A 22,619-nucleotide genomic window follows, 5' to 3' on the forward strand; every position below is an offset into this window, starting at 1 on the left:
TTCACGAATTTATGGAACGCATCATGTAGTCCCTTTCAGGAGGAATGCTGCATGGTGGTTGCGCGAGTATTCGGGAAATCGTCATCGGAGGCGATCCAGCGCGAAAATGATCGCCTGGCTGCGCTGCAACAGCTCGATCTGCTCGACACGCCGAGAGACGAGGGCTTCGAGCGGATCGTACGCCTGATAAAGGAGGTCTTTTCCATCGACATCGGCATCGTGTCGCTGATCGATGCGCATCGGCAATGGTACAAGGCTTGCTCCGGCCTCGCGGGCGACGAGGTGTCGCGCGAAGATACGTTCTGCCGCTATGTCGTGGACTGTGAAAGGCCTGTTGTCGTGCAGGACGCTACCAGGGACTCGCGGTTTTCACAGCATCCTGCGGTGACGGGCGAGGACAGTATTCGTTTTTATGCCGGTGTGCCGTTGAGAACAAAAGCCGGGCACATGATCGGAACGGTATGCGCAATCGACCGCAGGCCAAGATCGTTCGGCAACAGAGATCTCGGCATTCTCGAGGAACTGGCGGGCGCGGCGATGGACCGCATCGAGCTCATGCAGTCGGCCGCGATCGACAGCCTCACCGAGGCGATGACACGGCGTGCCTTCAAGCAGGAGGCCGATCAGCTCATTTCGCTCGCTCTGCGGCACAAGCACGACCTCTCATGCATCGTCTTCGATATCGACCATTTCAAGAAGGTGAATGATACCCATGGACATGCCGCCGGAGACGAGGTCCTCAAGGCGGTGGCGTCGACCTGCAAGACGACCCTTCGAGCCGGCGATCTGTTCGGCCGCCTTGGCGGCGAGGAATTTGCCGTCATCCTGCCGCATGTCGATCGGGAAGGTGCTGCCGCGGTCGCGGAGAAACTCAGAGCCGCCGTCGCCTCTGAGATCATACGCGGCGATCACGGCGCCCTGACCGTCACAGCCAGTTTTGGAACTTCGGCACTCTCGATCGTCAGCAAGGAGATCGAGACCTTGCTGGCTCAGGCGGATGCGGCAATGTATCAGGCCAAGCATGGTGGACGGAATCGTTGCGTGTCGTGGAGTTCCATCCACGCCGATCACGCCATTGGGGCTCGACGGCGGGTGCTGAAGGCGGGTTCGATCCTGTTCAACGATCGGCGTTCGACCATCGACTGCACCGTCAAAACCATAGGCTCGGAGAGCGCCGGCATTTCAGTCTCCAATACATCAGGCATTCCTTCTGAATTTGTCCTGGCCATCAAAGGCGAAGGATTCGAAACGAATTGCAAGGTGATCGCGCAAGACCGGCAGCATCTGGAAGTCGCGTTCAGATAACCCGTTAGAGCGCCGTGCGTCTTTTGGGACGCACAAAGGACGCTCTAACTCTTTGAGTCTACGCATCGTGCTTTCCGAAAATCGCTTCCGATTTTCGGAAAGCACGATGCGCTAGCAAAATCCTGCCGGCAAGTCTCCGCTCATCGGGCCTATTTCGTCGGTTGCGAATCCGTCATCGTCGCGCCCGGCTGCGTGCCTGGCGTCGTGGAAGCTGTGGCGCTTGATGACGGCGACAGGGTGCTGTCCAGCAAGCTTGCCATTTTGTCGTCGCGTATGCTCGCAGTCTTTTCGCCCATGACGACGCCGACCACGCGGCGGCCATCCTTCAGCGCCGAGGTCACGACATTGTAGCCCGATGCATCGGTGTAGCCGGTCTTGATGCCGTCGACGCCGTCATAGCGATACATGAGGTTGTTGTGGCCGCGCAGCTTCATGCCGCGGAACTGGAAGCCGCGCATGGAGAAGAGCTTGAACTCTTCGGGGAAGTCCCGCATCAGCGAAACGCCGAGTGTCGCCATGTCCCGCGCCGTGGTGACCTGCTCCGGATCGGGAAGGCCCGACGGATTCTTGAAGACCGTATCCTTCATACCGAGTTGGCGTGCCTTGTCGGTCATCGCCTTGGCGAAAACCTGTTCGGAGCCGCCAAGCTGTTCGGCGATCGCCACAGCCGCATCGTTGGCAGAGAGCACGACAATGCCTTCGACCGCTTCGCGCAGCGTCACCTTGCGGCCGGCGCCGACAGCGAGCTTGAAGGGCTCCTTGCTCTCGGCATTCTCAGACATGGTGAGCTTCTGGTCCCAGTTGAGGCGCCCGTCATGCAGGGCCTCGAAGGCGAGATAGAGCGTCATCATTTTGGTCAGCGACGCCGGATAGTTCAGATCGTCCTGGTTGGAACCTTCGAGGACCTGGCCGGACTGCACATCCACGACGAAGCTTGCCTGGCCTGCCTGAACCTGAGTGAAAGCGCCCATCAGGAAAAAGGAAGAGAGCGCGGTGGCAAGGAGCCTGGATGTCGTCTTGGTCATCAATGTTGCTGTCTCTGTCGTTTGGATGGTGGAGTGAGCCGTTTGTTTGAATGTGAGCGGATCAGAAAAGTTTGTGACGGAATGAAGGACAGCGGGCAATAAAAAAGGGTCATCCACAGCTGATTCCTTTTGTCTCACCCTCTTCGGTTTTGACAATGAGGCGCACGGCACGTAAAAAACGCGCCATGAGCATGAAGCGCGCGCCTTTCTCCCGTCATATCAGCACCTGCCTGCAGGTCGCGATCGTGCGCGCTCTTGGCGGACGAGGTCTTCGCGTCCTGCTGTGACGTCAGGGCGCCAGGCGTCCGGCGCGCTGCTGGACGTAAAGCCCCTCACCACGTCAATCAAGGTTGCCAGGGAGACAGGCACCGTGCTCAATATTTATCATGTCAATTCGCTCGTCCATTGGGAGGAGCGTGAGATCCATTTGCGCGATCATATGATCGGCTTCTTTTCGCAAGAGGTCCGCAGTTTTCTCAGATCCGTCAATCCGGCCTGGGATGTCAGGAGGGTCGAGGCGCCGGCGCTGATGCCGCGGTCGCTGGTTTCGAGCGCCTATTCGAACGCCGATATCTGGATCCAGGAACAGCTCTCCACCAGCGATACCGCGCTGGTGCTGAGGCCGGAAACCACGCCGTCGACCTACGTCTACATGCAGCATATTCTCGGCAATCACTCGAAGACACGGCTGCCGCTCTGCGTCTGGCAGGCCGGCAGATCCTATCGTCGCGAGCAGGAACAGCCGAGCAAACACTTGCGGCTGAAGGAATTCTGGCAGCTCGAATTCCAATGTGCCTTCGCGGCCGACAGCGGCAACGACTATCACGCCGCCTGCATCGAGCCGGTCCGCCGGATGATCGCATCGCTCATCCATCTGCCGACGCGGATCGTACCCTCCGACCGGCTGCCGGCCTATTCCGAAGTGACTGTCGATATCGAGGTCGACAATGGCGACAAATGGATGGAAGTCTGCTCGATCTCGCGACGCACGGATTTCCCGCAGCCCTACCGGGCGCAGCCGAAGAAGGGAGCGGCCGTCGACCACGACGTGCTTGTGCTTGAGATCGCCATCGGCCTCGATCGCTGCGTTTACAACTGGAACATAGCGGCCGATCGGTGAGATATCGGAAACCGGGACCGCCAAGCGGTCCCGGTTCTCGTGCGTCCGAAAATTTATGAAAAGTCGATCTCGGCGGCGGGGCGAATTTCTACCGTCGCCTTGCCCGCATCGAAACCATCGAGTGTTTCATTGTGATGGGCAATGATCTCGGAGAAAGTGAAGGTCGCCGTGTCGCCAGTCGTGTGACCATCGACAATCAACGTCACATCATATCCGAGCGACACGGCTCGCCTGACTGTCGTGTCGACACAGAATTGCGACATGCATCCACCGACGACGAGGTGAGTGACCGATCGTTTGTCCAGGAGTTCTGCAAGATCGGTCTCGAAGAAGGAGTCGGCGCTTTTCTTGCGCACAACGACCTCGGCCTGCCTCGGCGCGATCTCGTCGCGCAGCGCCCAACCCGGCGTGCCGACAGCCAATCGATGGCCGCTGTCGCCATCATGCTGAACGAGTACGATCGGCGCGCCCGCCTGCCGAGCTTTTTCCTGTAGTGCGGCCAGCCGTGCGACGGTCTCGTCGAGTGCGGCATCGACTTGAGGCTGCCGCTCTGGCGAGGCTTTTCCGGAGAGGATCGCATTCTGTACGTCGATGATCAGAAGGGCCTTGGTCATTCGGGAGAGGCTTCCGTGGGCTGGATGGCGAATGGATAACACTCGCTTCACAGAGCGAAAGCCGCCCGACACGTGGTCAAGCGGCTTTCCAATCGGTGGGTACCAGTCAGGCTCAGCCGAGCCTGCCTGCGGCATGAGCGAGCATGGTGTAGACCTTGCCCGTATCCGAGGTGAGGTAGGACTGCGTCACCGTGCGGTTCGGGTCGGTGCGGGCGACGTCGGCGAGAAGCTTTTCGAAATCACCGATGTAGCGGTCGACGGCGGTGCGGAACTCCGGTTCGCGGTCGTATTTGCGCTTGATCTCGTCGAAGGTCTGCTGGCCCTTCAGCGTGTAGAGGCGGCGGGTGAAGACGTCGCGCTCGCCGCGCTGATAACGGCGCCAGAGATCGACCGAAGCGTCGTGATCGATGGCGCGGGCGATATCGACCGAGAGCGAGTTCAGCGATTCGACGACGTGGCGCGGATTGCGGCTGTCATTGCTGCGCGCCGCCGGTGCGGCAGTTTCCGCCGGGCGGGCGGGAACACGGGCGGCCGCGGCCTCGTCGGCGGCGTCCTCACGCGATGCGCCACGCAGCAGATCGCTAATCCAGCCGCCGCTTTCCGGACGAGCCGGCTCTTGGCGACCTGTTTCCGGGCGACCTGTTTCCTGGCGCCCTGTTTCCTGTCGATTGGGGGCAGGCTGCGGCGCGGCGCGCTGGGGGGCGGCAGCCGGCGCAGACGGTGCGATCGTTCCGCGCAGACCTGTCGCTTCGATCGGCGGCGGCGCTGCCGGCTGCGGCTGCTGGGCTGCGACCGGCTGGGCGGGACGCGGGGCCGGCTGCACCTGGACGAGCGTGCGGGCGACGGGCTCGGAGATCTCGAGCTGCTGGCTGGAGCGGCCGACGAGCTGGGAGATATCCTGCAGCGCCTTGATCTGCTCGGCGACGGCCCGGCGCATGGCCGAGGCGCTTTCCTTGGCTTCCTCGGGAAGATCGAAGGCGCCGCGCTTCAGTTCGGCGCGGGTGGCGTCGAGCTCGCTGCGGATGTCGGCGGCGGAACGGCGGATATCCTCGGTGGCGCCGGAGAAGCGGCCGACGGCATCATCGATTGCCTCGCGCAGCGCTTCCCGCATGTGCTGGGCGGCACCGTCGGAGGCGCGGCCGGCTTCGCCGAGCATGCGCTCGACTTCCGACAGCGAGGCGGTGAGCCCGCCGCGAATGCGATTGGAGAGATCGCCGGAACGGCGCTCGACATTGGCAAAGGTGCCGTCGATCGTCGTATTGGCCTCGTCGCCGGCGCGGGTGATCGCCTCGCGCATCGTCTCTGCCGCTTCCTGGGCGCGCTTTTCGGTTTCGGTGAGAATGCGGCCGATATCGGCGAAGGAGGACTGCACGCCCTGGCGCAAATTGCCGGTAACCTGGCTGGAGCGTTGCTCTGCCCGCTCGAACACGGTCTCGATCATGCTGCCGAGGCCTTGCATGGTCTTTTCGATCTCGGCCGAGCGCGAGACGAGGCCGACCGAGAGCGTCTGCAGCGCGCTCTCACGCTCTTCGAGCGTCGAGGCGAGGTTGGACTGGGCGGCGCCGAGAAGCTGCGAAGCCTGGGTCAGAACCTTGGAGTGTTCGTCGAAGCGGCCGATGATGCCGCCGACCTGTGCCAGCGTCTGGCCCGAGATGTCGGAGAGGCGGTCGACCTTGCCTTCGAGAAGCCTGGTCGAGGCGGAGACCATTTCAGCGGCCTTGGTGGCGGAGTCGGCAAAACGCGCGGTGGTATCGCCGAGACGGCCGTCGACGCTGGTCAGCTGCTCGGCGGCGCGGTTCATCATCATCGCCATCGCCGCACTGCTTTCCGACATGCGCTCGACGAGGCCGTTGACGTTGCCGACCAGACTGTTCTCGATGGCGCTGACGGCATTGGCGACATTCTCGGTGCGCGCGGCAACGGCGCTGGCGAGCGCTTCGTTTTCGGCGCGCAGGCGGTCGGCGCTGAGGTTGGCCGCGGCGGTGATGCGGGCGGCAGCCTGCTCGCCGGCATCGGTGTAGCGGTCGATGATCGGGCGGGCCGTTTCGTCGAGGATGCGGGTCAATTCGACGGAGCGGCCTGATAGCATCGAGTTGAGGTCGCGGGTGCGCTCCTCGAGCGTCGAGCGGATCGAGTTGCCGCGCGCTTCGAGCGCCCGGTCGATTTCCGAGAACGTCGTATCGATCTCGCGGGCGCGCTCCTCGAGATTGGAGCGGATGGCGCTGCTGCGGGCTTCGAGCGCCCGGTCGACATCCGCCATGGTGGTGGAAATCTCGCTGCCGGCGCCCGACAGCGTCGAGCGGATGGCATTGCCGCGTGTCTCCAGAGACTGGCCGGCATCCGACAGCACCTTGGAGATGGCATTGACTTGCGTGCCGACGATGGTCTCGGCCTCGGCGACCTTGTTGACGATGGCGTTGCCGGCTTCCGAGAATGTCTGGGCGACGGCAGCGGCCTGGCTTGCCAGCCGGTTCTGCGCTTCGGCGACGCGGGTGACGATCTGCGACGAGCGCTCATCCATGGTGCGGGTGAATTCGTCGCTTTTCGTATTGAGATCCTCGGCGAATTGCTGGCCGGTCTTGCCAAGCAGTTCGGTGGTTCTCGTCGCTTCGCCTTCCATTCCCTGGGCTGCGTCGGCAACCGCGCTGCGCAGCGTCGAGGCGAGACCGGCGGCCTTGCCTTCGATGGTGCGGTTGACAGCCTCGAGACCGACGGTCAACGCACGGTCCATGGTGGAGAGGCGTTCCTCGATGCGTTCATTGCCGCGGTCAAGAGTTTCGCCGAGGCTCGCGGTGCGGCCGTCGATGGCGCCGGTCAGGCTGGTGGTGCGGCTGTCCAGCGTCTCGGCCAGATTGGCGGTGCGGCTGTCGATCGCCTGGGTGAGGTTTGCAGCACTGCCTTCGAGCGTCGCCGAGATGCGCTGCGTGGCGTCGTCGCTGAGCGCGCCGATACGGGAGACGCCGTCGGCAAGCACGCCGGACAGCTGGCCGCTGGCCGCTTCGACCTTTTCGGCAACGCCGCCGACGCCGTCGCGGATGCGGGTCTCGATCGCCGCAAGACCGGATTCCACGCGGGATCCGGTTTCTTCAAAACGGCCCGTCAGGCTTTCGACCGACCGATCGAGATGGGCGGAGAAATTCTGAGTGGAACTCGAAATCGCGTTTGCCGCCTCCTGGAAGCGGCCGGCGATCTGGCCGGCGCCGGCATGCATGCGATCTTCCAATGTCTGGGCGCCGGCATCGATCGCCTCGCGGATCGCAGCTTCACGGTGCTCCAGCGACAATTCGAGCATGCCAACACTCGTCGCGACCGAGGTGCCGATGCTGGTCGCCTGTTCGGCCAGCGTATCGCTGATCAGCGCATGGGCCTGGTTCAGCGATAGGTCGATGGCGTTGGCGCGGTCTTCGAGCGTCGTACGGATGCGCTCATGGGCAGAGGCGAGCCCGCCCTCGATACGAGCCGCGGCCTCGTCGGCGAGGCCCCCGAGCCGTGTATGTGCATCGGTCAGACGACCTTCGATGCGGCCGGTCAAGCCGCCGACGAGATCCTCGAAGCGGTTGCCGCCGGCATCGAGAACGCCCGAGAGGGCGGCGCTATGCTCGGAAAGCGCATTTTCGAGCCGCTGCTGATTGTCGGTGTAGGCGGTGCGGATCGCATCGGTCTTGTCTGAGAAGGCGCCGGCGACTCGTGCCTCGGCACCGGAGACGGCCTCCATGATGGCGTTGCTGCGGGCTTCGAGCACACTGTCGAAGCGGCTCTGGTTATCATCGAGCGAAATGGCGAGCGCCATGGTCTTTTCGTCGAGCGTATCGGTGAGCCGATCGTGGGTTGCCGTCACGGCGCCGATGATCGCGGCGGTGCGGTGGCCCAAGGCTTCCTCGAGGCGGGCCTGGCCTTCGCTCAGCGAGGCGGCGAGGGTGGCGGCCTTCTGGTCGAGTACACCGTTCAGGCCGTCATGCGTGCCGGAGACCGCATTGGTGATCGCATCGGCGCCTGTTGTCAGCGTCTCCTCGAGACGGCTCTGGCTCTCGTTCAGCGAGATGGCAAGCGCCATCGCCCGATCGTCGAGCGTCTCGGACAGGCGGTCGTGGGTGGCGGAGACTGCATTCAGGAAGGATTCCGAGCGGCTCTCCAGCGTATCCTGTAGGCGGCTCTGGCCCTCGTTCAGGGAGGCGGCGATCGCCGTCGCCTTTTCGTCGAGCGTTTCCGAGAGACGGTCGTGCGTGCCGGACACGGCCTTGAGGAAGGCTTCGGAGCGTGCTTCCAGCGTCTCTTCGATCCGCGACTGGCTCTCATTGAGCGAGATGGCGAGTGTCATCGCCTTCTCGTCCAGCGTCTCGGACAGACGGTCATGCGTGCCGGAGACCGCATTCAGCAGGGCCGCCGAGCGGGTTTCCAGGGTGTCTTCGATCCGCGTCTGGGTTTCGTTGAGCGAAATGGCGAGGGCCATCGCCTTTTCGTCCAGCGTCTCGGAGAGGCGATCATGGGTGCCGGAGACGGCGTTCAGCAGCGCTGCGGAGCGGGTTTCGAGCGTATTCTCGATACGGGCCTGGCCTTCGCTCAGCGAGGTGGCAAAAGCTGCCGCCTTGCCGTCCAGAGTCTCCGAGAGACGATCATGGGTGCCGGAGACGGCGTTCAGCAGGGCGGCGGAACGGGTTTCGAGCGTCTCCTCGATACGGGCATGGCTCTCGTTCAAGGACATGGCGAGCGCCATCGCCTTTTCGTCGAGCGTCTCGGCAAGACGGTCGCGCGTGCCGGATACAGTGTTCAGCAGTGCCTCGGCGCGCGTTCCAAGTGCATCCTCGATGCGGGCATGGCGCTCGTCGAGCGAGGTCGTAAGGGCCGCCGCCTTGCTGTCCAGCGTTTCCGACAGGCGATCATGCGTGCCAGACACAGCGTTGAGGAAGGCCTCGGAGCGCGTCTCGAGCGTATCTTCGATGCGGGCCTGGTTTTCGCTGAGCGAAATGGCGAGCGCCATCGCCTTCTCGTCGAGCGTCTCGGAGAGACGATCATGGGTGCCGGAGACGGCGTTCAACAGAGCTTCGGAGCGGGTCTCGAGCGTGTCCTCGATGCGGGCCTGGCTCTCGTTCAGAGAGATGGCAAGCGCCATCGCCTTTTCGTCGAGCGTCTCGGCAAGACGGTCATGGGTACCCGAGACGGCATTGATGATGGCGTCGGAGCGGGTCGTCAGCGCTTCCTCGAAGCGGCCGTGATGAGTGGTCAGCGCCTGGAGCAGTGCGCCGCCGCGCTCTGCCATGACGCTGTCGATACGGCCATGGGCCGTGCCGAGCGCCTCGCTGATTTCGGTCGCACGGGCGGTAAGCACGCCGCTCAGTTCCTCGGCGCGACCGCCGAAGGCAGCGGTCACCTGCTCGGTGCCAGCGGCAACGGCAGTCGTCAGATCGGTGGTGGTGGTGCGCAGCGTGTCGCGGAATTCGGCCGAGCGTGTCTGAAGGTTGTTCTGCAGCTCGGAGGTGCCAGTCGCAAGCGTCAGCGCAATTTCCGAAGTGGCGCTCTGCAGCGCCGAGGTCAGTTCGCCGGTGCGGCTGGTGAGTGCCGCGGTGATTTCGTCCGCCCGATTGCCGAGCGTGCTTTCCAACACTTCGTGGCCGGTGGCGAGCGCGGTGGCGAGCGCCAGCGACTGGTCTGATATCGACGAACCGAGCCGGTCGATGCCGGAATTCAGAATGCCGTCGATCGAATCCGAGCCGCCGGTCAGCGTTTCGTTGATACGGGCGAGGCTCTCCATCAGCTTGGTGTCGAGCGAGCCGGTGCGTTTGTCGAAGGCGCTGGTGAATTCGGAGACGCGTTCGTCGAAGGCGGTCGACAGCTGGGCGACGGTCGTCTGCAGCCGCTCCTCAAAGAAGCCGGAGCGCACGTCGAGATCCATGACGGCGTCGTCGGCGGTGGTCTGCAGGCTCTGGCGGAAGCTTGCGCCCTTTTCGTCGAGCGCGCTGTTCAGCTTCGACAGCACGTCGTCGAGCGTGCCGCCGATCGTGCGTTCGCCTGACGTCAGGCTCTCATTGATCTCGCGGGTGCGGGCGATCAGGATCTCGTTGAGCTGGTGCGTACGCTCATTCAGCGCCGCATTCAGCTTTTCGGTGCTGCTGTCCATGGTCGAGGCGCGCGTCTCGAACTGGCTGAGCAGCCTTTCGCCATGGTCGTTGAGATTGACGGAGAGGGCTTCGAGGCGGTTGTCGAATTCGGTGGCCAGCGCAAAACCCGATGCGTTCAGGGTCTGCAGCAGGGTATCGGTCTTGGCTGCGAGCAGGCTGCCCATCGACTGCAGGGCGCTGTCCGATTTTTCCAGGATCGTCGCGGCGCGTGTATCGATCAGCGAGGCGAAGGCTTCGCCCGATGTGGCAAGCCGCACCGCGATCTCTTCGGTCGCAAGCGACAGCTCTTCCTTCAACTGGTCGTGGACGCTGCCGATCGAGGTGCGGATACGGTCGGCATGGTTGACGATCGCCTCGCGCTCGGAGCCGAGTTCGTGGACGAGACCGCGAACGCGCAACTCGTTGTCGGCATAAGAACGTTCAAGCGCATTGACTTCGGAATGGACGAGCGTTTCCAGCTCCGAGGCACGCGCGATGGTGCGCTCGATGCCTTCATTCATGGCCGAGACCTCACGGCGCACGGCCTGGCCGACGGTCATGATACGCTCGGAGGCGATGGTTTCCGGCTCTGCCAGGCGCAATGCCACCTCTGCCATGGAGCGGGCGGCGTTGCGCATGTCCTGGGCGCGGGAGATCATGATGGCGAAGGCATAGAACATCATCACAGGAATGATGATGCCGACGAGGCCGGCAATGACGCCGGGCAGGGCGACGAGATCGGCGAGCGAACGGATCTGCCAGATCTGCGGAGCATAAAGCAGCGACATCAGGCCGAGGCCGGCCATGACCCAAAGCACGGAAAACAGGGTGGCGGTGCGCACCGCCGAGCGGCTGGAGGCGCCGTCAAAGGATTTCAGGATCGAGGCGGGCGTATTGCGGCTGGCATCGTTGGCGGGCGCGAACGCCGGACCCCTGGAAGCCTGCTCGCCGGCGGCACCGCGGCGGCTGCGGCGCTGCGCTTCTTCCTGGGCCTGCTGGTTACGCGCATTTACTGGATCAGACACATTAGCCTCCGGGGCCTGGGGCGCGTCGCCGCGGCGAGACGGTACGTTATCCTTGCTGAAGTCGATCTGGAGCGCCTCGTCCAATGCCTTGAACGCCTTGTCCTCAATCGACTCGTTATATTTGTTGTTCGCCATTCGGTTATGCCTCGTTACTGTCAGCCAGTCCGACAGCGCTTCCTGGGCTTCCGCCTCACCCGGGAACAACTTTGCCGTTCCAGCCTTCCATCCCAACGAAGGACGGATAAGCATGTCATTTCAGAGTAGATAGCCGCTTTTTCAAACGGAAGGTATCAAAACACTACCATTATCCACTCGCTCGGCAAAGGCGCGTACCATAAACCCGCTCCACCAGTATCGTAGTGACACATCTGGGCTCTTCACACAATTAATGAAGGCTTGAGATTCACGGCACGTTAACCTGTTGTTAACACCTTTGAATCCCAGGCGCGGCTTAAAAGCCAATAGTTTAGGGATATTTAACGGATGTTAACCATATGGCGAGATTTCCGCCCCGAGTGTGCCGGAATTTAACGTGATGGCCACCCTCCTGACGCAGAACTGTTGCAACTGCGGACGACAGAGACGGGAGAATTGGCAATGGCAGCCCAGATGGCAGCATTGAACATCGTATTCGAGGCGCCGGATAATGCAAAGGGACCGTGTCCCTCCAAGGTCCGGCCGATCGATCTGGTCCATCTCGCAAAGCAGACGATGGGCGATAAGACGCTGGAACTCGAAGTCCTTCAGATGTTCGCGCGCCAAGCCCGTGCATGCCTGCAGGATATTGCCAGCGGCGAAACCATCCGTATCGGCGCAGCCGCGCATCGGCTGAAGGGCGCGGCAAGCTCGGTCGGCGCGTTCCGCGTGTCGCAGACAGCGGAAGCCGTCGAGGAAAACGGTGGTGATGCCGGCGCGACGGCAGCGCTCGGTGCCGCCGTCATCGACGCCGAGAATTTCATCCTGAAGCTCTGCCGCGGCTGATCTCCAAGTTTTATTCGGTAGATGTCGTTGTGCCAAAACCGCTGCGTACTTTTGGGCGACGTGCATAAGATACCGTTCGATCGAGGCCCGTTGTTCCATTGCGGAACCGCGGGTCTTTTTGCGACGTCTCTTATGACGCTTTGAAGACGGCGGGCGAAGGGCCGATCTGCGAGGCTGTCGCGGATTTCCCAATGTTGACTGATGCGTCGAATTGTCGGAAGAAAATCCGCCCACCCACCTGAAGACCGGAAATAGTCCTGATGCCAAAACTTACCATCGTCGCCTTCGACGGCACGCGCTTCGACCTCGACGTCGACCAAGGCTCCACCGTGATGGAGAATGCCGTGCGCAATTCGGTGCCCGGCATTGAGGCCGAATGCGGCGGCGCCTGCGCCTGCGCGACCTGTCATGTCTATGTCGACGAGGAGTGGACGGAGAAGGTCGGCCAGCCGGAAGCGATGGAAGAGGACATGCTCGACTTCGCCTTCGATGTGCGCCCGACCTCGCGACTGTCCTGTCAGATCCGGATGAAGGCTGTCTATGACGGGCTCGTGGTGCACGTGCCGGAACGCCAAGCCTGAAGCACGCTGCGCTTCAAACGTCGCCGAAAAATTCGATACCAAAAAAAGACGCCTCGCGCGCTAGAGCGAGCGAGGCGAGGCGGGCGCATTACCTACGGATGAGGGAGGAACATCCGCGGCTTCGGAACGCGCCAGGAGAACCCAGCGATGAAAGTGCAGATGCCGTACCTGAACTTTCGAATGTGTTCATATTAACGCGTTCCGGTTGAGTCTGCCAGGATGAAAAATGACCAGTGAATCGCTGGGGAGGGTGCAAGTTTCGCACAAGTTTCGTTATGCAGCTAAGGGTTTCCGCTCGCAATCAGACTGAAAAAGCCTTATTTTGCGCCGGCTCGACCATTGATTCGATTGTTCAGCAACCTCAGCATGCGCTTCTGGAAATTGACCGCCTCGACCCGGTCGAATCGCGCCTGCTGCCGGTCGTGCTCCTCTATACCGCGAGCTGATTCGCCGGAGACGAGTTCCTGCATGGCTTCGCAGCTGCGCTGCTGCGGCAGCGCCCGGATGGCGCGCTCCATGGCGCGGGCCTGGTCGCGGGCGATCTCGGCATGGCGCTCCTCGTGGCGCTTGATATCGCTCGACAGCGCGTCCCAGATCATCGACAGCTCCTTGCTGGCGCCCTTGCGGCTGCTCCAGCGCGGCAGGATGATCTGGGTGTGGACCGTGACCTTGACGTTGCCGACGCGGCAGCGCCCGTTATTCTGAATATAGGTTGCCTCGCCGCCGAAGCGGATCTTGGTAGCGCCGGGATGGCGTGCCGAGGAACCGCTCGCCGTCGGGCCGCGCCGGCTGAGTTCACGGTCGAGTTCATCCGCGGTTTTGCCGCTGATGCTGAAATAGGAATAGCTTTTCGATGCGATCACTTCTGCTGCCACCGGGCTGCAGACGGAAAGAGCAATGGAAAAGGCAATAGGAACGACCATATAACGCACTGCAAGCGGCATTCTGAACGCAACCCGTGTTGAAATCGACAGGAGCTTGGGGCATAGCCACCGCAAGCGCAATATCGGATGGCGCTTTTTTCGTCATCAATGGGATAAGTCTGGTGACAGGGCTCGAAGGCAGTATATGGCGTGTCGGCCATGGCCGGGAGATCGAACTCGGCCGTCGTTCGGTGATCATGGCGATCATCAACGTGACGCCGGACTCCTTTTCCGACGGCGGACGTTTTGAGACCGTCGATGCGGCGGTTGAACAGGCGCTGCGGGCCGTCAGCGAGGGTGCCGGCATTATCGATATCGGCGGCGAATCGACCCGGCCGAACGCTGCAGCCGTCAGCCCTTCCGAGGAGCAGGCGCGCGCGCTGCCCGTTATCCAGGCACTGCGCGGCCGCACCCAGGCGCTGATTTCGATCGACACCTATCGCGCCGAGACGGCGCGGCTTGCCATCAGTGCCGGCGCCCATATCGTCAACGACGTCTTCGGGCTGCAGAAGGAGCCTGATATCGCCGATATCGCCGCGGCGACCGGAGCCGGGCTCTGCATCATGCATACCGGCCGCGACAGGGCGAAGCTTCCCGACGTCATTGCCGACCAGGTGCATTTTCTCAAACGGTCGCTGGCGATCGCTGCGGCATCAGGCGTCAACAGCGACCGTATCGTGCTCGATCCAGGCTTCGGCTTTGCCAAGGAGACGACGGAGGAGAACCTGGAACTGATGGCGCGGTTTTCCGAACTTTCCCGCTTCGGCCTGCCGTTGCTTGCCGGCACGTCGCGCAAACGCTTCCTCGGCACGGTGACGGGGCGTGAGGCGCAAGACAGGGATGCAGCGACGGCTGCGACCAGCGCGCTGCTCAGACTTCAAGGGGCTGCGGTTTTCCGCGTGCACAATGTCGCAATCAACAGGGATGCGCTCGATATCGCCGATGCTATGCTCAATGCACGCCAGGAATTCGAGAGGAAGCGGCCGACATGACCACCTACACGATCACGCTGCAAAACTGCGCCTTCTTCGCGCGCCACGGCGTGCATGACGAGGAGGAATTCCTCGGCCAGCGCTTCTTCGTCGATGCCGAGCTCGATGTCGTCGCCGGCGAGGCGCTGGAAAGCGATTCGATCAACGACACCGTCAATTACGGCATCGCCTTCACCGTGATCGAGCAGATCGTCACCGGCAAGCGGCGCTACTTGATCGAGTCCCTGGCGCTCGATATCGCCAAGGGGCTCTGCGAGACATTCCCGCAGATCCGGCGGGCGAAGATCACGGTGCGCAAGCCGAATGCGCCGGTGCCTGGCGTTCTCGATTTCGTGCAGGTGAGCGTTGAACACTTTGCCTGAGGCCGCACTGCAATCCGCTACACTCGGTCTCGGCGGCAATATCGGCGACCCTGTGAAGGCGATGGCTGCGGCACTGCAGAAGCTGGACGGACGGGACGACTGCCGGGTTACGGCGGTCTCGCGGCTCTATCGCACGCCGCCCTGGGGCAAGACCGACCAATCGTTCTTCTTCAATGCCTGCGCTGCCGTCGAGACCAGGCTGGAGCCTGAGGCTTTGCTCGATGTCTGCCTGTCGATCGAACGGGAGATGAAACGCGAGCGCATCGAGCGCTGGGGGCCGCGCACGCTCGATATCGACGTGCTGACTTATGGCGACGTGATCCAGGACGCGCCGCGGCTGGAACTGCCGCACCCGCGGATGACCGATCGCGGTTTCGTGCTGATGCCGCTTGCCGATATTGCGCCGGGTCTTCTGGTCAGGGGCAGGGCGGTCAGTGACTGGCTTGATGATGCCGAGGTGACCGGCATCGAGATTGCCGACGACAGCCACGACTGGTGGCGGAGCGCCTGAAGCACGGAACCTAAAACGGAAAACGGCGGGAAACCCGCCGCTTCAGGAAAATCCGCTGTGCGGTTTGTCTATTGGATAGAACCGACGGCCATCTCGTCGACCTGGCGGGTCAGTGTCAGGCCGATCACCGGGATCATCTGGCTTTCGACCTTGACCGAAACGGTGACGTTCATTGTCTTGTCGTCGCGCACGCGGGCGATCATCGCGCCGTTCAGCTTGGCGCGGTTGATGCCGACGACGACGGTATCCTCGCTGACGGCGCCGGAGACGACGTCAAGGCCCTTGCCGGCGGCGCCGTCGAGGAATTTGCCCTTGTAGCTCGAACCCGACTGCGAGATGACGGCGGTCATCGGCTGTTTGAAGACGCCGACGCGGCAGGTGCCGTCGAGCTTGATGCCGGCGCTGCTGTCGCCGGTGGGCTCACCGATCAGGTTGCAGGTGAATTTCGTGCCCTTGTATTTGCCGGCGACGATTTCGCCGGGGCCCTTCCAGGAGCCGGCGACGGAATCGAAGAAGGCCTTGTCACGGGTTGCAGCGGTGGCTGCCGGTGCGACATCTGCGACGGGAGACAATGCCGCGGCGGCCAAGCCGCATACGATGAGAAACTTGCGCGAATACATGGATTTTCCTTGGCAAACACCACTCACGAACTGGCTGCAAGTTTTGCCGAAGAATGGTTAATCCTTCCTTTCGATCGTGCCGAAATGCAAGGCAACGCAGAGTTTTCGCGCGGCGTCGATTTTAGAAAATCGTCACTAAAGCATTGAATCTGCTGTAATTCATTCGGCATTACGCAAGGGGAGGCGAAAACTGCGGATTCGCTGCTTCGTTCAAGGATTGTTGCCGCGCGGCGACATGGAGGGGGTGAGATCGCCGATGAAATCACCGATTCCCGGCCGCTTCAGGGCGTGGAAGGCAAGCGGGCGGCAGAGATCCATCGCCGCGATTCCAATGCGGGCGGTCATCAGGCCGTTGATGACACCTTCGCCCAGACGGGCCGAGAGCTTCGAGGCCAGCCCATGGCCGAGCACCTGCTGGACCAAGCTGTCGCCAACAGCGATCGAGCCGGTGACGGCCAGATGCGCCAGCACGTCCCGCAACAGACGGAACATGCCGAGCGTGCCGGGACGGCCGCCGTAAAGCTCGGCCATGGCACGGATGAGGCGCACTGCCTCGTAGAGCACATAGAGCAGGTCGACCACGGCGCGCGGGCTGACGGCCGTAACGATCGAGACGCGCTTCGAGGCGTTGACGATCAGGGCGCGGGCCTTGCGATCGAGGGGAGCGAGCAGTTCGCGTTCGGCGAGCGCAATCAGATGCGGGGGATCGATGACCTCGCCTTCGGTCGCCTTCAGCGTCGCGCGGCCCTTCGATGTCTCAGGATTCGCCGACAGCAGCGTGGTCAGTTGGGCGACGACGGCGCGCGCCTTGCCCGGCCGAGTCTCGAGTATCGCCGCCTCGGCTTCGGCCTTGATCTTCTGGACGGCGGCAAGGCGCATCATGCCGATGGTTTCGCGGATGACGAGGGCGAGCACGGCGAGAATGCCGACCGCCAGCACGGCAAGGGCCGCATAACCCAGCCAGTCGGCGCGGGTGAAAAGATCGCGGATCAGGCTATCGGTCCAGAGGCCGATGGCGAGCGACAGCAGGATGCCGAAGGCGCCGGCGGCGATCTTGCCGAAGGAGGTCCGCCGCCTGCGCGGCGCTGCAACGGGGACCGCGCTCAGATCCTTGTCGGGATTGAGGAAGGGGTCGTCCTCATCCGGCGTCACGACGATATTCTCGGAGAAGCTTTCCGGCTTGCGCCGCTCACCTCCTTGCCGGCCGTTATCGCGCGGATCGGCAGCGTCGTCCTCGTAGCTGAAGGCGGCGGGTGCGCGGCGCGGCGGATCGGACGGGGGCTTGCTCATGCGAGACGGTCTCCGAACAGAAACTGCATGGCGCGGTCGAGGCGGATATGCGGCACCGACAGCTTGATGCCGCCGCCGGTTTCCTCGAGATGCGGCGGCCGGAACCTGACGACGTTGACATCGGGCAGTTGCAGGCCGGTCTCGCCCGAGGCGATGCGGTCGAACAGGCTTTCCGGATCCTCCGGCAGGTCACCGGGGAAGATCGCGGTCTTTCTCTCCCCGTCGAAACGCTCGCCGGCGATGGTTTCACCCTGCATCGGCGTGCCGACGATGACCGGCAGTTCATGGCCGTCGCGCTTGACGGTCGCCTCGCGGGTGGCGCGCACGGATGCAAGCGCCATGACGTCGATGCCGGCGCCGGCCATGCCGATGCGGTCGATGGCGCGATCCACCAGGCGCCGGGTCAGCGCATCGAGCCGGTCGTGGCTTTCATGATGGAGATGATCGGCCTTGGTGGCGGCGACCAGCACGCGGTCGATGCGGCGCCCGAGCAGGGAGGAGAGCAGCGAATTGGTGCCGGGGCGGAAACAGGCGAGCACATCGGTCAGCGCGCGTTCCAGATCCTGCACGGCTTCAGGGCCGCGGTTCATCGCCTGCAGCGCATCGACCAGGACGATCTGGCGGTCGAGCCGGGCGAAATGCTCGCGGAAGAAAGGTTTGACGACGACCGATTTGTAGGCCTCGTAGCGCCGCTCCATCATCGTCCAGAGCGAGCCGCGGCCGGGACGCCCGTCCGGCGGCAGAGCCAGCGGCGCGAAGGTCAACGCCGGCGAGCCGTCGAGATCGCCGGGCAGGAGCAGACGGCCGGGCGGCAGGGTGGAAAGCGAGCGTTCGTCGGCTTTGCAGGCTTTGAGATAATCGGCAAAAGCGGTGGCGAGGTCGCGGGCGACCATCTCGTCGGCGCCGGCATGGATATCGGCGGCGCGCGTCAGCGCCAGCCATTGGCGCGACAGCTCGGAGCGGACGCCGGTTTCGGCAAGCGCGATCGTCTCCTCGCTGAACGTGCGATAATCCTTGCCGAGCAGCGGCAGGTCGAGCAGCCATTCGCCGGGATAATCGACGATATCGATCGACAGGCGGCCGGGGGAAAACAGCCGGTTCCAGCCGCTGGCGCTCTGATAATCCAGCGTGATGCGCAGTTCGGATATGGCGCGGGTCGAATCCGGCCAGATACGGTCTTTCACCAGCGCGCGGATATGGTCCTCGTACTGGAAGCGCGGCACGGCATCATCCGGCTGCGGCTCCAGCCGCACCGCCGAGACGCGGCCGGATTGCACCGGCTCGAACAGCGGCAGTCGGCCGCCATGCAGCAGATTGTGAACCAGCGAGGAGATGAAGACCGTCTTGCCGGAGCGGGAGAGGCCGGTAACGCCGAGCCGCACGGTCGGATTGACGAGGCCGCTCGCCCGGTCGGCGAGATTGTCGAAGGCGATGCGGGCGTCATCGGCAAAGGATGTCAGTCGTGGCGACAAGGCGCAATTCCGGTTGGTGACTGACGGCAATATAGGAAGGGCGCGCCGCCCGCAAAAGAAGCGGCGTTAGAGCATTTCCGTTTTTCTTCGAATCACGGAAATGCTCTACTTCCTTGTTTTTTCGCAATTCCCGGCAAAAGCGCTTCGCGCTTTGCCTGGCAAAACCGCGGCACACTTTTGCTGGAATTGCTTTAGTCTTCAGACGACCACGAAATCGGTGAGGCGCCAGACGGCGGCGGAAGCGTCGTAATCGACAACGGCAAGGCCTGCCGTCGGGAAGCCGCCGGGAAGGGCGCTTACCATCGCCTCATGACCGATCAGCGCCTCCAGCGCCTGCTCCATGGTCGGATTGTGGCCGACCAGCATGACGGCCGCCTCATCCTGCGCATCGATGATCTCAAGATAGGTATCGACCGTGGCGTTGTAGAGTGCGTCGACATAACGAACCTCGAGCGTGAGGCCTATCGCCCGGTAGATCGCATCGGCGGTATCGCGGCAGCGCAGTGCAGTTGAACTGATCAGAAGATCGGGACGGTAGCCCTTGTCGGCGGCCTTGTCGGCAATGATTTCGGCATCGCCAAAGCCCTTTTCGTTGAGCGGCCGGTCGAAATCGCGCTGTCCGGGTTCGGCCCAGGCGGCCTCGGCGTGGCGCAGGAGATAGATGCGGTTGGGCGGAGGCAGCGGTACGGTCATGGGCAAATCCAGGATCGGGCGGGTCTTTTCAGTAGCGGTTGCGATTGGTCGCCGTCAATCGCCAGCCAGGCCGCAACTGCCTAAAACGTGGCTGACAACACGGCGTTTTGAAGGCGATGCAAAAAACGGCGGCCGGAATAACCATGACAAAATAGATCGTTAGCCGAAAATTGTAACAGATTTAAAAATCTGTTTACCTGTCGTATTTGGCTTGAATCGCGACTAGCGCTTGGGATATACACCCGGCCAGATGAGATGTTCTTCAGGAGAATCGCGTTGAGTGAGAAGATCGATCTTAGCAATTACGTTCCCTCGGAAGAGGAAGAGTTCATGAACGTAAACCAGCGCGCCTATTTCAGGGCCAAGCTGGTTGCATGGAGAAATGATATCCTTAGAGAAGCGCGTGAGACACTCGACCATCTGGCCGAGGAAAGCGCAAACCATCCCGACCTCGCCGACCGGGCGTCGTCGGAAACAGATCGGGCGATCGAACTTCGCGCCCGTGATCGGCAGAGAAAGCTGATTTCGAAGATCGACGCGGCAATGCAGCGCATCGACGACGGCACCTACGGCTATTGCGAGGAAACCGGCGAACCGATCGGCCTCAAGCGTCTCGACGCCCGCCCGATCGCGACATTGTCGATCGAAGCGCAGGAGCGTCACGAACGCCGCGAAAAGGTCTATCGCGACGAATGAGAGTTTTCATGCAGGCATGAGAGCAGAACAGGCGCCGCGATCCGATCGCGGCGCCTTTTACAACTACGGTGAGCTTCCGGTCGCCACAGACCTCCACCATTGCTCCCGGCCGGTCTCGGCGGCGAGGTCGACTGCAACCCTGGTGCCGTTCTTGATCCGCCGCCGCAAAATGTCGGCTCGATTCGAATCCGTCCGCAGCATGCCACCATCGTGAAGAGCCTGTAGCCGAGTGCGTGAAACTTGCAACTCGGACGCCAGCAGGCGGTCGAGGCGCGTGCTTGATGGAAAGGGGACCATCAGTTCGATTTCCAGTCTCGTCCAATTGGCAATGTCCTGCTGCATCTCTTTTGCGATTTCAAATTCGGCAAACTCGTCGACACGCTGCGACTTGCGCCTGAGAGCCTCGAGGTTGAACGCTTCTGCCCGGATCCAATCCGGATCGTTGGACTGCAACTCCTCGAGGACTGCCGGATCGACGTCGCGAACATTCCGACGCTCGAAGATCGGACGGTTCCACGTCTTTTCGCAGGTCGAGCATTTGTAGATAAGCCAGGCATCGAGCTTGCGGCCATTGGCGTTGAGCCGGATCTTGTCGCTGCATCGGAAAGCTCTGAGGCCCCCGCAGCCGCTGCATACAATCCAGGGCTGGGGCGCTGTTTTCGGCAGAATGGTCCATCGGACCCGAAGGGTATTGCACATATCGTGTTGGTCTTCCGTTCGGAAGTCCACCAGGATGGTGCGTGAGAAAGCCCTTGCGGGCGCGGTGTGGCGATGTTCTGGCGGCGGAAGAGCTGAGACAGCGGAGCTGCACATGGCACATGTCAACAATGCCAAACCGGTCTCTCGCCACCACCCGATGAACATGTTCATAAGCCGTCAGCGTGTCGCTGTCCGGCAGTACGGGTGAAACTGGAGTGAGACCGGTATTTACTTAGGCAAAGTATGACCTCGATGCGCCAACGCTCTTCAACCGGAGCGATAACAAATTATCGGCATAAGATGGAGTCCCCTGACGCATCGGGAACTGAAAGTCGCCGCATTGCGGCTTTTATGCAACTTGGTGATGAAGGAAGGCCGGACGTGCGTTTCGCTCACTTGTCGCGCCCGGTCACTTGTCGCGGTTGACGCTCATCTCGCCGAAGATGCGGGCGACTTCCTTTTGCAGATCGGTATCGGCGCCGGTGATCGGGGCCATTTCCGGATCGCGGCGCGGCAGGTTTCCGGGTTGCGGCGCTCCGGGCCGGGGCGCCTGGTTCGCCGGCACCGGCACGATGCGTTCGGCAGTCAGATTGTTCGACATTTCCTGTTCCAGCACCCGCTGGAAATCAAGGCGGCTCGCTGCTGCCGACTGCGCAGCCGAATCGTCTTCAGCGCTAGCTGGTGCGGCGCGTGCGGCCGCCGACATATCCTTGACAGGCGGGGCGGAGACCTCGGGTTCGATTCGCTGTTGCGGCAGCACGCGCTGGCGGGCGGCATCGAGGATCTCGGCGGCACTTGAGGCATCGTGGAACAGTGCGGACTGCGCGGCCGGGGGAGCGGCGGGACGCTCCAGCGGACGCGGCTGGGGCGGGACGGCACGCAGAGGATTGTCGCGTTCGGCCGACAGCGGAGCTGTCACCGGCTCTGCTGGAAGAGGGCTCGTGACCACTGGCGGTGCCACGGCCGGCGGGGCCGGCGGTTGGGCCGACGGTTCTGGGCGCGGGCGCGGCTCTGGCGAAACCGGCGCAGAGAAAGTGGGCTCGGCGACCGGCTCGACACGGGCTGCGACCGGCGGGCGCGGTGGCGAGACCGGCGGTGTTTCCGGCCGCGCGACGGATATCGGACGCTGCTCGACAGGCTGCGGGCGGTTGGCGCTGTCCGGCTGCTCGGCCGCCGCGGGCAGGATGCGGCTTTCGATGATGATATCGCTCGGGCCGCCGATCATGATCAAGTGCTCGACATCGTCGCGGCGCACCAGCACCAGCCGGCGACGGGCATCGACGGCTGCGGCATCCAGCACTTGCAGGCGAGGCTGGCGGTTGCGGCCGCCGCGCACGAAGGGCGAGGGCGCCCGGCTGCGGATCACCCAGAGCACGAGGATGAGCAGGAGAAGCGCCAGGCCGACGCCACCGGCCGCAAGCAGGAAATGGCTGCCATAAGCTCCGACAACATCATCCAACATAGTCACTCACTCCATTTCGCATTCGGCACATATTGACGACTTTTCCGTTCCTTAGGCAAGGGCCGCCGGTGCTGTCCAGTCACGGGAGAACGCGATTTCGTGTTCCGCTGCTTGGCAGCCGGCGACCTTGCGCACGGGTGGCAGCGTTGGCTT

At 62.7% G+C, this 22,619-nt stretch carries 19 protein-coding genes; 9 read left to right on the forward strand and 10 right to left on the reverse strand.

Going from position 1 to position 22,619, the window contains the following annotated elements; genetic code table 11:
- The first annotated feature begins 51 nt into the window (after nt 1–51).
- Nucleotides 52–1,305 (forward strand): sensor domain-containing diguanylate cyclase, encoded by a 1,254-nt coding sequence (locus HX898_RS04335; protein WP_138329282.1) that lies wholly within the window; start codon nt 52–54, stop codon nt 1,303–1,305.
- A gap of 149 nt (nt 1,306–1,454) precedes the next feature.
- Here the strand turns inward: HX898_RS04335 and HX898_RS04340 are convergent, their stop codons facing one another.
- Nucleotides 1,455–2,330, reverse strand: a complete 876-nt coding sequence (locus HX898_RS04340; protein ID WP_180194082.1) for a D-alanyl-D-alanine carboxypeptidase family protein — start codon at nt 2,328–2,330, stop codon at nt 1,455–1,457.
- A gap of 370 nt (nt 2,331–2,700) precedes the next feature.
- Between HX898_RS04340 and HX898_RS04345 the strand changes: the two genes are divergently transcribed.
- On the forward strand, nt 2,701–3,450 hold the full coding sequence (locus HX898_RS04345) for an aminoacyl--tRNA ligase-related protein (protein WP_180194083.1): 750 nt from the start codon (nt 2,701–2,703) through the stop codon (nt 3,448–3,450).
- Nucleotides 3,451–3,503: 53 nt separating this feature from the next.
- Here HX898_RS04345 and HX898_RS04350 read toward each other — a convergent pair whose 3' ends face one another.
- Both HX898_RS04350 and HX898_RS04355 read right to left on the reverse strand, forming a co-directional pair.
- Nucleotides 3,504–4,064, reverse strand: a complete 561-nt coding sequence (locus HX898_RS04350) for a cysteine hydrolase family protein (RefSeq protein WP_180194084.1) — start codon at nt 4,062–4,064, stop codon at nt 3,504–3,506.
- 112 nt (nt 4,065–4,176) lie between these two features.
- Nucleotides 4,177–11,319, reverse strand: coding sequence for a hypothetical protein (locus HX898_RS04355; RefSeq protein WP_180194085.1), 7,143 nt, complete (start codon nt 11,317–11,319; stop codon nt 4,177–4,179).
- Nucleotides 11,320–11,781: 462 nt separating this feature from the next.
- Here HX898_RS04355 and HX898_RS04360 point away from each other — a divergent pair, with 462 nt between their 5' ends.
- A complete protein-coding gene (locus HX898_RS04360; RefSeq protein ID WP_003540152.1) occupies nt 11,782–12,165 on the forward strand; it encodes an Hpt domain-containing protein in 384 nt (127 codons plus the stop codon).
- A 260-nt stretch (nt 12,166–12,425) separates the two neighbouring features.
- Complete coding sequence (locus tag HX898_RS04365; protein WP_003540151.1) at nt 12,426–12,746, forward strand: 2Fe-2S iron-sulfur cluster-binding protein; 321 nt, start codon at nt 12,426–12,428, stop codon at nt 12,744–12,746.
- Nucleotides 12,747–13,063: 317 nt separating this feature from the next.
- Here the strand turns inward: HX898_RS04365 and HX898_RS04370 are convergent, their stop codons facing one another.
- A complete protein-coding gene (locus tag HX898_RS04370) occupies nt 13,064–13,690 on the reverse strand; it encodes a DUF922 domain-containing protein (protein WP_138329287.1) in 627 nt (208 codons plus the stop codon).
- Between the two features lie 101 nt (nt 13,691–13,791).
- Here HX898_RS04370 and folP point away from each other — a divergent pair, with 101 nt between their 5' ends.
- Genes folP through folK form a run of 3 tightly spaced genes read left to right on the forward strand, consistent with a single transcriptional unit; the run spans nt 13,792 to nt 15,534 of the window.
- Nucleotides 13,792–14,661 carry a dihydropteroate synthase gene (gene folP, locus HX898_RS04375; protein ID WP_180194086.1) on the forward strand — a complete coding sequence of 290 codons (870 nt, stop codon included), beginning with the start codon at nt 13,792–13,794 and terminating at the stop codon, nt 14,659–14,661.
- Complete coding sequence (gene folB / locus HX898_RS04380; protein ID WP_003540148.1) at nt 14,658–15,023, forward strand: dihydroneopterin aldolase; 366 nt, start codon at nt 14,658–14,660, stop codon at nt 15,021–15,023. Before folP ends, folB begins: the two co-directional genes overlap by 4 nt.
- Complete coding sequence (gene folK, locus HX898_RS04385; RefSeq protein WP_138330035.1) at nt 15,016–15,534, forward strand: 2-amino-4-hydroxy-6-hydroxymethyldihydropteridine diphosphokinase; 519 nt, start codon at nt 15,016–15,018, stop codon at nt 15,532–15,534. The genes folB and folK overlap by 8 nt, the downstream gene beginning before the upstream one ends.
- A gap of 68 nt (nt 15,535–15,602) precedes the next feature.
- On the opposite strand, the gene HX898_RS04390 is transcribed toward folK, so the two are convergent.
- Nucleotides 15,603–16,154 (reverse strand): hypothetical protein, encoded by a 552-nt coding sequence (locus HX898_RS04390; protein ID WP_003540146.1) that lies wholly within the window; start codon nt 16,152–16,154, stop codon nt 15,603–15,605.
- Between the two features lie 9 nt (nt 16,155–16,163).
- On the opposite strand from HX898_RS04390, the gene HX898_RS04395 reads away from it, so the two are divergent.
- Nucleotides 16,164–16,301 carry a hypothetical protein gene (locus HX898_RS04395; protein WP_180194087.1) on the forward strand — a complete coding sequence of 46 codons (138 nt, stop codon included), beginning with the start codon at nt 16,164–16,166 and terminating at the stop codon, nt 16,299–16,301.
- A 63-nt stretch (nt 16,302–16,364) separates the two neighbouring features.
- Here the strand turns inward: HX898_RS04395 and HX898_RS04400 are convergent, their stop codons facing one another.
- From HX898_RS04400 to HX898_RS04410, 3 genes are all read right to left on the reverse strand, one after another.
- Entirely contained in the window at nt 16,365–17,444 is a 1,080-nt protein-coding gene (locus HX898_RS04400; RefSeq protein WP_180194088.1) for a TIGR01620 family protein, read from the reverse strand.
- Nucleotides 17,441–18,916 (reverse strand): YcjX family protein, encoded by a 1,476-nt coding sequence (locus HX898_RS04405; RefSeq protein ID WP_180194089.1) that lies wholly within the window; start codon nt 18,914–18,916, stop codon nt 17,441–17,443. Before HX898_RS04405 ends, HX898_RS04400 begins: the two co-directional genes overlap by 4 nt.
- 198 nt (nt 18,917–19,114) lie before the next feature.
- Nucleotides 19,115–19,609, reverse strand: coding sequence for a histidine phosphatase family protein (locus HX898_RS04410; protein ID WP_138389056.1), 495 nt, complete (start codon nt 19,607–19,609; stop codon nt 19,115–19,117).
- A 276-nt stretch (nt 19,610–19,885) separates the two neighbouring features.
- Between HX898_RS04410 and dksA the strand changes: the two genes are divergently transcribed.
- Entirely contained in the window at nt 19,886–20,305 is a 420-nt protein-coding gene (gene dksA, locus HX898_RS04415; protein ID WP_003559816.1) for an RNA polymerase-binding protein DksA, read from the forward strand.
- Nucleotides 20,306–20,368: 63 nt separating this feature from the next.
- On the opposite strand, the gene HX898_RS04420 is transcribed toward dksA, so the two are convergent.
- Both HX898_RS04420 and HX898_RS04425 read right to left on the reverse strand, forming a co-directional pair.
- Nucleotides 20,369–21,004: a DUF1062 domain-containing protein gene (locus tag HX898_RS04420; protein ID WP_180194352.1), complete on the reverse strand. Its 636-nt coding sequence runs from the start codon at nt 21,002–21,004 to the stop codon at nt 20,369–20,371.
- 409 nt (nt 21,005–21,413) lie between these two features.
- Nucleotides 21,414–22,472 carry a flagellar biosynthetic protein FliO gene (locus tag HX898_RS04425; RefSeq protein WP_180194090.1) on the reverse strand — a complete coding sequence of 353 codons (1,059 nt, stop codon included), beginning with the start codon at nt 22,470–22,472 and terminating at the stop codon, nt 21,414–21,416.
- Nucleotides 22,473–22,619 lie beyond the last annotated feature (147 nt).

Origin of the sequence: Rhizobium sp. WYCCWR 11128, from assembly GCF_013416305.1 — a bacterium.
GTDB lineage: Bacteria > Pseudomonadota > Alphaproteobacteria > Rhizobiales > Rhizobiaceae > Rhizobium > Rhizobium indicum.

Bases quoted from the DNA above. Each gene is read 5' to 3' on its own strand.
- HX898_RS04420 (WP_180194352.1), bottom strand. From the start codon at position 21,004: ATGTGCAATACCCTTCGGGTCCGATGGACCATTCTGCCGAAAACAGCG.
- HX898_RS04400 (WP_180194088.1), bottom strand. From the start codon at position 17,444: ATGAGCAAGCCCCCGTCCGATCCGCCGCGCCGCGCACCCGCCGCCTTC.
- HX898_RS04340 (WP_180194082.1), bottom strand. From the start codon at position 2,330: ATGACCAAGACGACATCCAGGCTCCTTGCCACCGCGCTCTCTTCCTTT.
- HX898_RS04390 (WP_003540146.1), bottom strand. From the start codon at position 16,154: ATGTATTCGCGCAAGTTTCTCATCGTATGCGGCTTGGCCGCCGCGGCA.
- HX898_RS04370 (WP_138329287.1), bottom strand. From the start codon at position 13,690: ATGCCGCTTGCAGTGCGTTATATGGTCGTTCCTATTGCCTTTTCCATT.
- folB (WP_003540148.1), top strand. From the start codon at position 14,658: ATGACCACCTACACGATCACGCTGCAAAACTGCGCCTTCTTCGCGCGC.
- HX898_RS04350 (WP_180194084.1), bottom strand. From the start codon at position 4,064: ATGACCAAGGCCCTTCTGATCATCGACGTACAGAATGCGATCCTCTCC.
- HX898_RS04410 (WP_138389056.1), bottom strand. From the start codon at position 19,609: ATGACCGTACCGCTGCCTCCGCCCAACCGCATCTATCTCCTGCGCCAC.
- HX898_RS04365 (WP_003540151.1), top strand. From the start codon at position 12,426: ATGCCAAAACTTACCATCGTCGCCTTCGACGGCACGCGCTTCGACCTC.
- HX898_RS04360 (WP_003540152.1), top strand. From the start codon at position 11,782: ATGGCAGCCCAGATGGCAGCATTGAACATCGTATTCGAGGCGCCGGAT.
- HX898_RS04335 (WP_138329282.1), top strand. From the start codon at position 52: ATGGTGGTTGCGCGAGTATTCGGGAAATCGTCATCGGAGGCGATCCAG.
- HX898_RS04355 (WP_180194085.1), bottom strand. From the start codon at position 11,319: ATGGCGAACAACAAATATAACGAGTCGATTGAGGACAAGGCGTTCAAG.